Annotated in this window: 7 protein-coding genes; all 7 read right to left on the reverse strand. The window is 41.3% G+C overall.

From position 1 onward, the window contains the following. Window positions 1-356: 356 nt before the first annotated feature. Window positions 357-770 carry a hypothetical protein gene (locus HWX04_RS00580; RefSeq protein WP_175868299.1) on the reverse strand — a complete coding sequence of 138 codons (414 nt, stop codon included), beginning with the start codon at window positions 768-770 and terminating at the stop codon, window positions 357-359. After that, window positions 767-8,821, reverse strand: coding sequence for a hemagglutinin repeat-containing protein (locus tag HWX04_RS00585; protein WP_175868300.1), 8,055 nt, complete (start codon window positions 8,819-8,821; stop codon window positions 767-769). Before HWX04_RS00585 ends, HWX04_RS00580 begins: the two co-directional genes overlap by 4 nt. Window positions 8,822-8,842: 21 nt before the next feature. Further along, window positions 8,843-10,633: a ShlB/FhaC/HecB family hemolysin secretion/activation protein gene (locus tag HWX04_RS00590; RefSeq protein ID WP_175868301.1), complete on the reverse strand. Its 1,791-nt coding sequence runs from the start codon at window positions 10,631-10,633 to the stop codon at window positions 8,843-8,845. A gap of 51 nt (window positions 10,634-10,684) precedes the next feature. Further along, window positions 10,685-10,921 (reverse strand): hypothetical protein, encoded by a 237-nt coding sequence (locus HWX04_RS00595; protein WP_175868302.1) that lies wholly within the window; start codon window positions 10,919-10,921, stop codon window positions 10,685-10,687. 1,061 nt (window positions 10,922-11,982) lie between these two features. Continuing rightward, window positions 11,983-14,649, reverse strand: a complete 2,667-nt coding sequence (alaS, locus tag HWX04_RS00600; protein ID WP_175868303.1) for an alanine--tRNA ligase — start codon at window positions 14,647-14,649, stop codon at window positions 11,983-11,985. A 165-nt stretch (window positions 14,650-14,814) separates the two neighbouring features. Beyond that, the gene (gene recA / locus HWX04_RS00605; protein WP_175868304.1) at window positions 14,815-15,858 is read right to left on the reverse strand and encodes a recombinase RecA; all 1,044 of its coding nucleotides are present in this window, start codon (window positions 15,856-15,858) and stop codon (window positions 14,815-14,817) included. 406 nt (window positions 15,859-16,264) lie between these two features. Then, window positions 16,265-16,414 (reverse strand): hypothetical protein, encoded by a 150-nt coding sequence (locus HWX04_RS00610; protein WP_175868305.1) that lies wholly within the window; start codon window positions 16,412-16,414, stop codon window positions 16,265-16,267. Window positions 16,415-16,572: the final 158 nt, after the last annotated feature.

Here is a 16,572-nt window from a genome sequence, read left to right on the forward strand (position 1 = left end):
ATACGAATCCATATTATCAGGAGAAGCATAGATTGGTTTCCAACCACATTTTCGACAAAGCTTGTTGGAGCATCGCTTTATCGGCACCTGGTTTTTCCCATAAGGCTAAAGTTGATGGAGGAGGTTGGTTAACACATCCAGTGACACTTAACAGAGCTATGAAGCTCAATAGTTTTAAAGTTTTCTTCATTTTTCCCCTCTTTCAATGGATTTATTTGCTATTAGAAGGCTCTAAAGCCTGTTGATATTTTGTCCGATAGTGAGGACTGAGTTGAAATAGTTGTTTGATAGAACAATCCCGCACCGCCATGGGAATACATGGATGTGAGGATTGTACTTTCCATCAACAGCAAAATTTAAGGATAGCATTCATATTGTTCTGGATGTTTTTTACAAAAAGGGCTGTTTAAGCGCCTCTTGACACTTCTCTGGGGAATGACTGCACCAGGACGACAAATCGGCAAGTTTTCGGCTTTATAAGTATAACACCACCCACCCGCTCTTGCTACCTGTTCATCTTTATAGCGGAATCCTGATTGAAGCATACATGCATAAACTGTTGCTTTTGCATTAATGCTCTGCTTTCTGTTTTCTGGAAAAACATCATAAGGGGTTGGCATACCACATTCTAACAAGGCTTTTCCTATCTCCGTAAAATCTGCTCCTGGCTTCTCCCATGCATCCAAATATCCTCCAGGAGTTTTATTAAACTGACATCCTGCAATACCTAACAAAGTTACAGCACTTAATAGCTTTATAGTTTGTTTCATTTTTCCCTCCATGATTTACTTAAAGGTCTTTGTTCTCGATGCGATGAGCCATAGCGTGCTCTACACTTATCACCTGCATCTCCAAGGCAAGTATGGGGACTTATGGGATTGGTGATCACTCTCAACCCTTCTGACAAAGCATTGCTGCCAGCAGGTGCTATCTCGTAAGTATAGCCATTGCCGCCAATCACTCCGCTTACAAAGTCATATCTATGCCCATCAAAACCAATAGTGGTTTGTTTACCATCACTCAAATAAGATAACAGACCGGCTGCAGCCAAAACATTCGCCGCTGGTCCATGGAAATTCATCGTCGTATTCTCAGCTATCCTATGCACACCTTCTTGTTTGAAAGACTTCATCATATTATAGCCTGTCAAACTGCCACGACTATGGGCATCAAAATGCAATCCCGTGTTACCATAGCGAGACACCAGATCTTTTGCTTCTTGTGTGGAATTGGTTAAACCCCAAAAGTTATTTTCCATAAACTTCTGATAGCCTGCTACCAGAAGCTCTGAGATGGCAGAATCAGCTTCTGGGAACACAACAAAATAAAGCGGTGCATTTTTATCCTCCGCATGTTGCAATGCATAAACAGCCGCCTCATAGGGTGGCGTAAAAATGCCATTGAGGGACACATGCACCTTGCCATCAGCCCCCTCCTGCAAATGCTGCTTTTCTTCCTCTGTTAAATAATGGAACTTAGGAATTGGTTGTCCACGGGCGTCTTTGATATACTGTCCATTTTCATCTGTTTTATAGATTATATTGCCCTTTTCATCACGATCGACCACAGCGAGAGGGTGTTCTTTGATAAACATGGTTTTATAGGAGTCATCAGTGTATTTAAACCCTTCCTCCAGCAATTGCGTTGCCATTTCACGGTTTTCGTGGACGATTTGTTCTAGCTTACCTACATCGATGGGTGAGACACCCTTATGGGCGTTGACGGTATCGCGATTAATGGAGGCGATAGCTTGTTCGCCATTTTGCCCTGTCAATGCTTTCTGCCCTGCTTCATCGGTGACAACAATGGTGCTATTGCTGATAGCGGATTTGGTATAACCTTCCTCAGAATCTTTAACTTTTGAATGATCTAAGATATTTTTGATAATGTTTTTTCCAACGCCATATTTGCCTTGATACATCGGACCACCCGCTGAAATGCTAAAGCCATGGCTGCTGGCTGTCGCTTCAGAACTGTTGACAATATCGCTCGTCGTAATGGTTCCGGTGGTTAGTTTGTTTTTATCTGCTGGGGCAGCGCTGGCAATAATGCCTCCGGTTAGCGTTGTTTTATCTTTAACGTTGATCTCAAAGCCGCCAGCCCCTGCTTTGATGCCTGATTGTTCTACAACATTGTGATAATCACTAGAGGTTTTATCCTTGTTCAAAGCAATATTGGTTGAGGCTGCATCCTCTTTTTTTCCACCATTATAACCAATGGAAACAGAGTTTTGCTTGCTGGAGCTTTTTCCCGTATCGCTCTGGCTGGTAATGGTCAAGCTGCCCCCCACATCCCCTTTGAATTGGTTTCCAGAAAACACAGCGCCATTCAATGTGGTATCTCCCCCACTGTTGGTATGAATAGTGCCCGTGCCTATAACATGGCTGTTCTTGTGTTGCACTTCATCACTCGAGCCCTTTCCTTTCCCAAAGGAAGCATTGCCCATCCACCCTGTACCACCCGTACCATAGGTATAGCCAACATTCATGGAAGCACTTTGCGAATGATTTTGCGTTGTTTGTGTGTTTTTTGCACTTTCAAAGGTGATATCTTGCCACGCTGTCATATTAATATTGCCACTCTGTTCATCATTGATCAGAGGGTTTGTGCCAGCAATAAGATCAGCGCCAACACCATGGATGCTGCCTTTGTGAGCGTTCATGTTAATAGAACGCCCTGCTTCTATGGTATCCGTTACTGCGGTGGAGACTTGAGAAGAGCCCTCTATCTTTTCAGTCTTAAACCCTGCCGTAATGCTGGCTGAGACATCAAGAGCATTACGAATGTCTTTTTGGGTTGCTCCACCTTTTATCCCACTGTAAAGACCTTTGCCTTTGTTATAGAGATCATAACCCTTCATACCAGCTATCAAACCATTGCCGATTTTGTGTTTTGTATCCCCATGTCCAAAACGTTTTCCTGCATCTCTTATATCTTGTACCGTACCAAGAATGCCAACATTGACAGAACCTGTCACACCGGCAAAGTATTTTTCATGTTTTTCCTTAGCATTAGAGGTATCATAGCTTTCCGATAGTGTGATATTATTGCCCGCATCAATGTTGACATCACGATTTGCCAAAACATTTGTTGCTTGTAAATTCACATCATTGCCGGCATTAAACTGCACATCTCTGCCCGCCTTGAAATTCGATGGCGTATTGGTCTTTTCCCATTGATCGCCTTTATCCTTGGCGCCTCCAACTCCAATCCCTACAGAAACACCACTGCGGTTCTTTTCAAGCTGAAAGCCAAGGCCTGTGCGTTCTTCTTGTGTGCTTGTGCTATGGCTATTGTGACCAGGCAAAACATTGATATCATGAGCTGCCGAAAGCTTGATATCTTCCTGTGCTATAAAATCAGAGCCCATAACGTTCACATTGTCTTTTTTGGCAGTAATGGTGATATTTTTTCCATTGAATGAAGAGCCTTGATGTTCAAAACTTTCTTCATTCTCTGTTTTTCCTTCACTCCCGTAGATTGAGACAAATCCCTTGCCTGAACCAACCCCAAAACCCGTTTCATGGGTTTCCGAATGGCTCTTATGGTGGTCTGTCATGCCATTAATCGTCACGCTGTTCGCTGACACATTGATATCTTCATTGGCAATCATATGAGAAGCGGTAATCGTAGCCTCTTTTTCGGCATCCAACACAATATTGCCTGTTGCCCCAAGAATGGAGGAAACCGTTGTGGTGTGCGATTCAGCTGTATTGGAAGAGTTGCTACTCAAAAAGCCACTTTCGGAGGATTGTGCTTGCTGGTCATAATTTTCTTGTGCACCTTTGATGAGAAGATTTCCCCCAGAGTGAATGGTAATATCCGCTTGCTTCTGATCTGGTGTTTGCCCTATCTTGCCGGCTGTGAGCGTCGAGGCTACAATTTCCGTGTTGTTTCCTGAGTTAATGGCAACACCTTTGCCCCCAGATATGAGTGAACCGACAACCTCTGTTGCATCAGTCTTGTTATGCACAGATTTGCTGCTGCTAAACACCCCACCTTCTTTATGGTAGGACATCTCATAATGGAGACTATTTTCCGCATTGTTGATAAGAACATCATTGCTTGCTTTCAACCCCACCTTGCCATCAGCCGTAACGGCACTGCCCGTGATGGTGAGATTATGCGGTTTGCCATCCTGCCCCGCAATAGCGGTGATATCACCCCCTGCATTGATGGAAGAGCCAACAGCAACGGAGGCTTGCATGTCCACTTTAAGATTTTTGTCCCGAAGATGATAATCCATCTCATCAGATTTGGTCTCTATTGTGATATCCCCTTGAGCACCAAGAGCAACATTGCCTTTCGCATCTATATCGAACGCAGCCATATGGATATCTTTTCCGGATATGACCGTGGTATCTTTGCCAGAGCTCAAATGAGAGCCATTGTGCACGACAACATGGGAGGTTTCATGATCCGTAGAACGATTTGCACTGTTGCGTGTGGCCTCAATTGAAACATTTTCTTTTGCTTGTAAGAAAAGATTATCCTTTGCTTGAACTTCAGAGCCTAAAATATTCAGGTCTTTTCCAGAGGAAAGCGTTGTTGAGCTCCCCGAATGAACTTCCGATTGTTGATGCATCGTCACATTCCCCTGCGCATCATGGTGCTCAGTTTTGACGGCACCGATTGTTAAATTGCCCTGCTCTGTGGCCATGGTAAGATCACCCCCTGTGGTAATTTTTACCCCTGAAGCTGTGATATCTTGTTTTGCTATCACAGCTGCATTTCCTCCAGCAGACAAGGCATTAGTGTTTAAAACAGTCTCCACACCATCAACGCTTGTGCGCCCTGCCTCCAAGCGAATATTGTTCTGTGCAAGCAAAACAGCATCATTTCCGGCTGCAAAATGCCCCCCTTGACCCACAATATCATTACTCTGCACAGATAAGTTATGGGTTGCACTTATCCGCCCTGAATTCACCAGATCTTTGCTCCTGATATTGACATCATCACCCATCATCAAAGCCCCAGCAGAAACAAAGGAGGCTCTGTCTTTCTCAGAGATGTAAAGCACTGGTGCATAAACCTCCATGCCCTTGACTTGTTGACGGACATAAATCACCATCGGCGCTTCTAGGCTTGCCAATTGTTCTTCACTTAAAGGCTCACCAAAGGGGAGATTGTGTGTTTTGGTATATTCTGCCCCCACATCCAGCAAGGTTTTAACTTGTTCAATCGAATCCTTTCCTGGAATAAACGAGCCTTTGCCTAAACCTTGCCCTACAAGATCACGCATTTGTTTTTCAATCAATTGCTTTTCAAAATAAGCATCTCCTAAGAAGAAAATCTCCCGATCTGGCTTATAACCAATTCTATTCAAAAAATAGGCTGAGCCATAAAACTTGCCAACATCAAGGAATTCTGCCCTCGTTTCATAAATGAAATTCTGTTGAGGCAAAGTGCCCCCAACACCCCCCGATTGAGGCTTTGGCAAAGGGAGCCCATCAGAAAGATCCCCCGCACCATTGATGTCCACTTTTGGTGTAAAGAGCGCGCCAGCCCCAGTTAAACCGCTCAGCGCCTCCAGTGGATTGCCTCCAACCGCTTTGGCTTCAAAATGCGCATCCCCCGTAATGGACCCTTCAACAGCCGTGTTATTGAGTTGATCAACCACTAGGTTCAACGTACCCCCCGCCTGGACAAGACCAGAAACCGTATCGAGGACTTCTGAGCCAGTTTGGCGCTTCATATTATTTGCTATATCGAGACTAACATTACGACTTCCATCAGCATTATAGGCATAACAATAAGCATCTGTATTGGCGTTACAATGCATAAAGGTATTTTTATAAGCGGTCATCCCTACATTGGTCAGCGTCTTGGCTTGGATATCTGCATTTCCGCTCGCTCTCATGATGCTATAGTTATTCTCAATATCATCAGCGTTAATGATAAGATTCCCGTGAGATTGAATCATGCCCTGAATCGCCGGTTTATGCGAAAAACTCTGCGTGACAGTCTTCTCGCTCATGTGTGACCAGTTATCGTTTATTATTGACCCGAAAAATCCTCCTTCTTCCCACGGAGAACCATTCCATTTATAGTGGTGTACAGAAAATTCCTCCTTTATAGACTTATGTTTCCAAGTAAATGCCTTATAGAACGTTCCGTCTTTTAATGTTGCTATACCATAAGTCCCTTCTTTGCTATTCCAAAGTGGAATATCTAAATAAAGTTCTACGTGCCCTTTACCTATTAATTTATCTTCTTGATATTCGTGCCCCTTTCCCCAAAGATTAGGATCCTCCTGATATAACATCCCATCACTGAGCCGATCAGCCCCCTCTGGTTTTTGGAATGCGATGGCGACTTCCTCAGTTTTTTCCTTCATTTCAGGCGTACTATCGGCTTCGTTTTTCAACGTTTTGGTTCGGATCAATAAGTTTCCACCGGCTTGAATAAGCCCTGCCGTATTGATAAGAGAAAGGCTTTTTCCTGTGCCATCTGCATTGGTAAAAAACAAATCACCTTCTGCCATAATGGCGCCAAAATCATTCAACAAAGCGCCATCAACTTGTAAAGCCCCATTGCCCCCCACATAAATTAAACCCGTTTTGTTGTTGGTCACATCCCCTGTCATGCTAAAGGCTAAATTCTGGCCTGCTACCAATTGACCGCTATTGTCTAACTTTCCTGTTTTGATGGTAAAATCTTTCGCCGCTAAAACAGAGGTTGTCTCATCAACCATAACCCCTTGAGCCATAAACAGAATATCGCCCGTTCCCCCTACATCGGTAATGGCTTGTAGCCGCGCATGATGAATATCAAGAACATTGGTGCTGTTAAAATCTAAGCCACCATAGGTCAATTCGCTCCCCGAGACATCAATATGATCAGCCATTAAATACAGCGTTTGAGGCGTGTAAATATGAGATCGATTATTGCTTAAATCCAGTGTTGTTGCTTTCAACCTCACATCCCCCAGAACAGACAGCACATTCTCAACACTGATCCCGCCTGACACGGATGTTAATGTCGCTGTGCCATACCCTATGATCTGATCATAATAAATATCGTTGCCAGCAAAAAGTTCAATATTACCACCACTGATAATATGTCCAACCTTCATACCTTTTTCTGCTGTGATCGAAAGAGAACCTTTATCATAAAAAACAAGATCACCGGAAGGATTCGAAGGGCTTGCCTGAGAACCAACAAAATCTAAACCTGTCATCAGAGTGCCAGCATCAAGGCTGCCACCCTTCAAAACAGCATCCCCACCTGTCATCAGCGAAGAAAAATCAACCGCTCCACCACGGATATCAGCTTTTCCATAAGCCATCAGTTGTCCAAAATGAACCCCAGCATCAGATTGTGTATGAAGAACCACATCGTGGTGTGAGAGAAGGGATTGCGAAACAAATATCCCCTTATGAGAGCCTAAAGTAATATCTCCAGCGCCATAAATGTTTTCTGCTGCAATACCCCCACTTACACTTTGGAGATCCACACCCCCTTGGCTGCCTAAAACAAAGCTCCCAGTAGCTTGGGTCGCTGCCATATCAACCCCACCGGCTAAAAAATGCGCCCTGATATCCCCACCAGCATGTGCCTTTAAATTACCCCCTGCCAAAACAGTGCCACCAATGGTCAAATCACCACCTGTTTCAAACGCCATATCAGCCCCTGCCCCTAGCCCAGAGACTTTCATGGTATGGCGGGAAGACAACTTCATATTKCCCCCMGAGGKTGCTTGTCCAGCAATGGTTAAAAGCCCTTCCCCCGCTTCTGCTGTAAAATGACCCTCAGCCCCAACAGTTTCTAACGTCACATCTTTTTTCGCGGCAATATCAACATGTCTTTTGGAGCTGATATGCTTTGCCAAAATGCTCTGTTTTTTCGATTTGAGAACAACATCCCCATGACCAAAAACATTCTTTAGTGAAATCTTCCCATCCGCAGAAAGCTGTAACTGCCCCGCATTGGCCGCCATATCATGGCGCATGCGAACCCCAACACCTTTTTCAGTTGCAACAAGTTTAATCTGATCTGCCTGGAGCGCCCCCAAAGCAGAACCATCTATCGCATATTCTGGTTTACCAGTAGTATCGGTCAGCTCCTTCATTTCCCGTAAAGCATAATCATAACGGCCCGTTCCAGCAAAAACCTCAATATCCTTCCCCGCAACAGGACCTTCAAAATGCACCGTGCGTGAAACAATATCAACAATATCAACAGCCCCTTGACCTGAGAAAAAATTAGCCCCGTGTGGACCAAAAGTGACATCTCCACCTCTGACCACAAAACCCTTCAGAAAACCAGAAGCATCAATTTCTGGAACACCGGTAGTTAATGTCGCATGGGGTGTATTGATAAACCCACAACCATCACAAGTTATTCCATTGGGATTGGCTATAATTACATCTGCGGGGCGCCCAAAAACCTCTCCTGGACCATTCAATGCACTGCGCTTGCTGCTGGTCACTTCATTTAAAATAACCTTCGCTGAACCCGTAACATGCAAATGAGGATTGCCCGGCATAATGCCCCCCAATTGCGATTGCCCTACTTCACTCGCGTAATTGTTCCAAATCACACCAGAATGACCAATATTAAAATCATTATATTTATTGTGCGATAAACCACTGCTATTGGGGGTTACAATATCTATGGAAGGAACCCCATTAGGCGCTGCCACTATATCAGGGCGATAAGCGGCACTCGCGTTAGCATCAACTGCAATTTGCGCCTGTAAGGCGGAAGGGGCTAACAAACAAGAAAAACAAAGCCCCCCAAATAAAACCTTTTTGAGCATCGTACTAGAAACTAAAACACCGAATAAAGCGGCTCTTTGTTCTCTCTTCTCATATCTCATGCTTATACTCCCCATTGCTATTTAAAGATCCATTGTTAATATTATTAAAAACGTGTCTGACTTTTTATGCTTGACTGTGCTCCAGAAAATACTGGAATAACTGGCATCAAGAGAAACCATGCCCCCCGCAAGCTTCACACCTGCTGTCCAACCGGCAAGCTGTTCATTGGTAAAACCATACAAAGGTTGTGCAAAAACATGGCCATAGTCCAAACCAACAAAGGGGCGAAGTTCTCCAAAAACCTTTTTGAGTGTCGGGTTGTTGCGCCACGGAATAGTGCGCAGCATCAAGTCATTACGGATAAAAAAACCGTTATTGCCAAAAATAAAACTCTCACGCGTACCACGAACATTGGAAGCGCTCCCCAAAGATATCTGCTCTGCACCCAATAAATTATGCGGTGAATATTGCCCACTGAAAAGATTGCTTAAAACAAAATTCCACCCACTCACCTGAAAAGGTGTCATGATATTGAGAGACCCTGTAAATTTGGCAAATTGAGGCTCTGCATCCCCTGCTCCTAGAGCATGTTTTTTAATCGAATGAAAAAGCGGAAGTCCTTGTAAATAACTCACATCAAAGGTCCAAGTCCCCCCTAACATTTGACGAGAATGCGAAATCCCAAAATTGGCAACACTATATTGACGGCTGCCCACTTCAATCTTATTGCCAAGAAGGTAATTGTTGGTTCTTTTATAGGAAAGACCTAAATTCAAAGTCGTCAGAGAAACACTATCACGGTGGAGAACCCTGCTGGTACTGGCGTGTAACTCACTGGAATCCCCCGTCGTTTCAATATCTGAAAAATTACCCTTGATCATGCTTTGATAATTATAAGCATAGCCATTTAAACCAAAAGTCCAATAACCATAAGGGATACTCACACTTGCTGAAATGTTATTGCTATGGCCTTCTTGTTTGCTCCCACCCCAATAATCTGTCTCACTGCGTTGATAACCAAAATCCCACGCATCATTGAGACCTAAAATATTCTCTAACTTTAAACCGGCATTATAACGCGCATAGCCCGTTGAGGATTGTCCTAAATTATCGTGGGAAACAGTAACCTTGAAAGCTTTACTCACTTGATTGCTAATATTGACAATGGTGCTCCCTTCTTCACGACCTGGTAGAAGCTCACTTTGAGCGTGCCCTGAAAAAAGCCTATTGATTTGATCAAGCCCCTGCTCAATATCGCGCATATTGAGAATATGCCCTTCTAAACCGGGAAAAGCACTCCACACAACATGATTATGAAGAGAAGCCGGTAAACCGTTGTAATAAATCTCTGACAGCTTCCCCTCAACAACAACAAATTTGAGCATCTTGCTCTTTTTGATATCTTGATCGGGGATATAAAAGCGTGCTGTGACATAGCCTTTATCTAAATAAACCTTAGTTAACTGCTTGATTAAAAGCTGGATATCAGCAAGACCTATACATCTCCCCACATAAGGATCTGTTACCGCTGCTATAGCATGCTTTTTGATATGATAGACCCCGTCAACAATAATATCATGAATTGGAAAGCAGTAGCCACTGCCCCAAAGTACTCCCTGTTTCCCTTCAGAAGGCGTTGTAATACCTTTAGGCGTTAAAGCGCGTAAATTCTCAATTCTTTCTAATTGCTGCTTCTCAGATTGTTGACGGAAAAAATTATCTGCTGGGGAAGGGAAAACAGCCGATGACTGCGCATAAACCGTTACGCCACGAAACAGGAAAAACAACACGAAAATAGCAAGAAAAAGCTTTAAAAAACGATTCCAACGTAAAAAAATGAATAACAATACACACTGCCCCGCTTTTATCATTCATGAAGAAATCGCTTCATAACCCCTTGAGAATACTACTCAAAACACTCATTATTCTATAAAGATTTCTAACAACAGAGCATAGCTCTGCAGCCAAATAAAAACCGCGTAAAAATTCTTATTTCTATTGCTGAAAACTTCTCCCCCCTTACCTATACAGAAGAATTCATAACCAAAACGGCTTAACAAATCAATCTTTAATGCCGCAATATCCACAATCAAGAACATAGAATAAATTTTCTCTCCTCCCCAATACCCTAAACATACCACGCTAAATAAATGACACATGATGTTATCAAGCACCATCTTTTAGTGAAAAGTGATAAGACATCACAATAGGCAATCTGAAAATCTTATAAAATACTAAACTTTATAACCTTTATTTGTGTTATGAACCTTCAAAGTCTTTTTATCTCTTAGTTTTGAGGTTTTTGAAGATTTTGAGCGTTCTTTTTACGCCCCCTTATATATTTTTTTAAAATCAAAAAATAAAAGTTATTATATTTCAATATGTTAATTTTTATCAAGTTTAAAAACAACAACCTATAGTGACATTGCAAGCCTATAGATACAACTAAYAATATATTTTGAAGGTATTTTGAGGGTTTGAGAAACCTTCAAAATCTATCTATTAAAGTCACTCATAAAACCTATCAAAATAATCATTMTGATGTTTTAAAAGYACGTATTGCATCTGTYTTGATTAACATATGAAATAACCAGTAAATTTCACTACTGTGCTGATCTGATCTCTCTTCATAGGCTGTGGATAAATAGCCTCTTAAAACCCCTTTTGAAAAAATTTATCCGCTTTTTTAGCTCTTTTTTCTCACTTTACGCTATCTATTGGAATATTATCATCAACGAACAAAATCACACCCTAAATTAGGAACTCTATTTGAAAGTATTGTCATAACCTAATCTTATGCAAGACCCGCTTCAAAAGCAAAAAACCGAGGGATATTCGTAAAAATATGATGAACAAAAATAATTCTTAAGAAGGAAAAAATGTTTTTGGTGATGGTAGTATGACTGATATTATCGTAACACTATTTATCAAAAATTCCAATGTTTCTGGAGACTATAAAACTTACTATCATGACATTGTGGAAGATATTGCTAGCAAAAAATTATATCAATTGCGTAAATTAAAAAGCATARAGGGAATAACAAAATCCAAACAATTTATTGAAATCATAAAACTAAATGAAAAGATGATACTCAAAATGAGCACTATTTTATTTCTTTCAATGATACTGTATATGCATTTCAGCAATACACCAGACAAATATTGGTGATATTTAAACGCTAATCCAACATAAAAATGTAAAAAACAAAGTTTTTACTTTTTAAATCTTTTCCAGAAAATCTTTTAGTACCACAAATGCCTCATCAGCCTTCTTTCCCTCAGGACCACCAGCTTGCGCCATATCAGGACGTCCACCACCACCTTGACCACCAAGAACAGCTGAAAGAATACGAACAAGCTCGACAGCATTCAATTTATCCGTTAAATTATCCGTAACACCAACAACAGCACTTCCTTTGCCATCTTCTGAAACAGCGATAAAAGCAACGACGCCAGATCCAATTTGTTTTTTCCCAGAATCAACAAGTGCCTTAAGTTCCCGTGGTGGAATATTGTTTACAACACGTCCCATAAAAGAAAGTTCATTGATAACGGTAATATCACTTTGACCACTTTCTGTTACTCCCCCACTCAACACCATTTTCTTGCGTATATCATTCAATTCTTTTTCAAGTTTACGACGATCATCAAGCAAAACTCTCACCCGTTCTTCTAAACCAGAAGAAGAAGTTTTTAAAAGATCAGCAATTTCACGGATATGTACATTTTGGCGGCAAAGATAAAGACGCGCTTCTGCACCTGTTAAAGCTTCGATACGCCGCACTCCAGCTGAAACAGAACTTTCAGAAACAACATGAATTAAACCAATATCCCCCGTTCTTTCCACATGTGTCCCTCCACAAAGCTCAATGGACCAACGCCTTGTTAAGTCTCCCTTTTCAAGCAGATCTCCCATAGAAACAACGCGAACTTCATCACCATATTTTTCCCCAAAGAGTGCCATTGCTCCTTCAGAAATTGCATCATCCACAGGCATAAGGCGCGTTATCACTTTACTATTTTGCAAAATAATCTCATTTGCTAAGTCTTCTATTTTTTTCAATTCTTCCAAAGAAATAGCTTTTGGATGAGAAAAATCAAAACGCAACCGTTCCGGCGACACAAGAGAGCCCTTTTGAGTAACATGAGATCCCAATACTTGACGTAAAGCTTCGTGTAACAAATGGGTAGCAGAATGGTTCGCACGAATTTTCTTACGACGAACAACATCAACAGTTAATTGCACACAATCAGAAGTCTTTAGCTGACCAGATTTAACCTCTCCAAGATGAATAAAAACCCCATCAGCCTTTTTCTGAGTATCATGCACTTCAAAAATAAAATTTTCACCCGAAATAATACCACTATCACCTATCTGCCCACCAGATTCAGCATAAAAAGGGGTCTGATTGACAACAAGAATGGCTTTCTGCCCTGAAGAAACCTCATCAACAATTTTACCATCACACACAAGAACCGTAAGAATACCTTCAGCTTTTTCTGTTTCATAACCTAAAAATTCTGTAGCCCCTACCTGATCACGAACAGAAAACCAAATTGCCTCTGTTAGAGCTTCACCTGAACCAGACCAATGAGCACGGGCTTCTTCTTTCTGACGTTCCATCGCTTTATCAAAGGCATCAACATCAACAGATATTCCACGACGTCGAAGCACATCTTGCGTCAAATCAAGTGGAAAACCATAAGTATCATAAAGCTTAAAAGCAACTTCACCACTTAAATGATTCCCTTCCTTAAGCTGAGCACTTTCTTCATTTAATAAACTCAGTCCTCGTTCAAGCGTTTTACGAAAACGTATTTCTTCCAATTTTAAAGTTTCTGCAATCAAAGATTCAGCACGCACTAACTCCGGATAAGCTTGTCCCATTTCACGGATTAAAGCAGGCAAAAGCTGCCACATTAAAGGTTCTTTAGCACCAAGAAGATGCGCATGACGCATAGCACGACGCATAATGCGACGTAAAACATATCCTCTTCCCTCATTGGAAGGAAGAACCCCATCTGCAATCAAAAATGCCGATGAGCGAAGATGATCAGCAATAACACGATGGCTCGCAATAAAATCACCCTTTGCCTCAACCCCTGTAATTTTTTCTGATGCTCCAATTAATGCACGAAAAAGATCAATGTCATAATTATCATGCTTCCCCTGTAAAACAGCAGCAATCCGCTCTAACCCCATACCAGTATCAATAGAAGGATGAGGCAAGTCAACACGTTCTTCTTTAGAAAGCTGCTCATACTGCATAAAAACAAGGTTCCAAATCTCAATAAAGCGATCACCATCTTCTTCCATACTTCCAGGGGGACCACCCCATATTTCATCACCATGATCATAAAAAATCTCCGAACAAGGACCACAAGGGCCTGTATCGCCCATCGCCCAAAAATTATCAGCTGTCGCAATACGAATGATTTTTTCATCTGGAAGGCCTGAGATTTTACGCCATAATTCAGCAGCAACAACATCACTTTGATAAACGGTTACCAACAATTTATCTTTTTGTAGGCAAAATTCTTTTGTTAAAAGATCCCATGATAAAAAAATGGCCTCTTCTTTGAAATAATCACCGAAAGAAAAATTACCTAACATTTCAAAAAATGTATGATGGCGCGCCGTATAGCCAACATTATCAAGATCATTATGCTTTCCACCCGCACGAACACATTTTTGTGCCGTTGTCGCCTTTTTATAAGGATGCTGTTCAAGTCCAGTAAAAACATTTTTAAACTGCACCATCCCTGCATTTGTAAACATAAGTGTAGGATCATTGCGTGGAACGAGAGGGCTAGAAGAAAGAATTTTATGCCCATTACGATGAAAATAATCCAAAAATGTTGACCGGATATTATTAACACTATTCATATGTACACCTGCAGAATACCGCACAAAACCATAAAAGAAAAATCCCCCTCATTAAATATCCTCTTTGCCACGCATGGAGTCAATTTAATCAAAGAATGGAATATTTGTTCAAAAAAATTGAGAAAAGATCTTAAATGAAAAAATTATAGATGAACACACGCTCCATCAAATGGCTTCATCGTCTTCCGTATTTTCAGACCCTGCATTTTCTAACAATTCAATCGCAATCAAACCAGCATTTTGACGTAAAGCCGTTTCAATTTCTGCCGCTATTTCTGCATGTTCGCGTAAAAACTGCTTCGCATTTTCACGTCCCTGTCCTAAACGTTGAGAATTATAAGAAAACCACGAGCCAGATTTTTCCACGATACCTACTTTGACTCCTAAATCAATCAACTCACCTAGCTTGGAAATACCTTCCCCATAGATAATATCAAACTCAACCTGTTTGAAGGGAGGAGCCAACTTATTCTTCACCACTTTAACACGCGTCTGATTGCCAACAATCATATCCCGATCTTTAATAGACCCAATACGGCGAATATCCAAACGGACAGAAGCATAAAACTTTAACGCATTTCCCCCTGTTGTTGTTTCAGGAGAACCAAACATCACACCAATTTTCATGCGAATTTGATTAATAAAAATCACCATACAGTTAGAGCGAAAAATAGAAGCCGTGAGTTTTCGCAAAGCTTTGCTCATCAATCGTGCTTGTAATCCTGGTAAAGCATCACCCATTTCACCATCAATTTCTGCTCGTGGGGTTAAAGCAGCGACAGAATCCACAACAAGCACATCAACAGCACCAGAACGAACCAACGTTTCGGTAATTTCCAATGCCTGTTCACCGGTGTCTGGCTGAGAAATGAATAAATTCTCTAAATCAACACCAAGCTTACGCGCATAGATAGGATCAAGCGCATGTTCAGCATCAATAAAAGCACAAATTCCACCCATTTTCTGTGCCTCAGCAATAGCATGAAGAGCCAATGTGGTTTTTCCAGAACTTTCTGGTCCATAAATCTCAACAATACGTCCCTTCGGTAATCCCCCCACCCCTAAAGCAATATCCAAAGATAATGAGCCTGTTGAGATTGTTTCAATTTCAACAACCTGCTCTTTTTGCCCAAGACGCATAATTGAGCCTTTACCAAAAGAACGTTCAATTTGTGAGAGAGCAGCATCGAGAGCTTTTGTTTTATCCACGATTATATCCTTGACCGATTCATAATAATCTAACACTTAAACTGTACACTGTACTTTTAATTTAACTAAAGCCTTGAGTTTAGATTTTCACAGACTATTTCCATCCCTATCGCCACGTTATGTCTATAATATATCATGACCATTAAAATAAAGAATTGGCATTCCCTCTCTTATGACACAACATAAACTCCAAACAAAATAATACTTCCATAAGAGAGCAAATTAACATATTTATCTCTCTCTAGAAATGCAACAATTTAAATTTCAACACAATGTTTAATCTTTCTGCTTACCCCTGTGGTTAAATACTTAAGGGAAAAACACTCCCCTTAATCACACAAAAACGCCTCATCAATCAAAATCACACCCTATGCCATCAAAGAACAAAACACTTTTTGTTTGTATATCACGCGCTTGTTTTAAAGAGATATCTTTCAACGCTCATCACACCCATTTCGCGACGGCACGCGTGAATGGTATACTGTGAAATCCATCGAGCACTAACACCTTTACGCTTGGAACAACTCGACACCATCACCATTACACCATCACACACTCTTCCAACTCCAAATATTGCAACGACTCTTGACACTTAAAACGATTTATAAAAGTCATTTTTAATTTTTTCTTGTAGTGTTTTTATCATACATTAATCCCGCTTTTAACGTACAAGCGAATGTTTTTGATCGATTAGGTTTAGAATGAGAGAATCAT

Origin of the sequence: Bartonella gabonensis (assembly GCF_903679515.1) — a bacterium.
In the GTDB taxonomy this organism is placed as follows: Bacteria; Pseudomonadota; Alphaproteobacteria; order Rhizobiales; family Rhizobiaceae; genus Bartonella; species Bartonella gabonensis.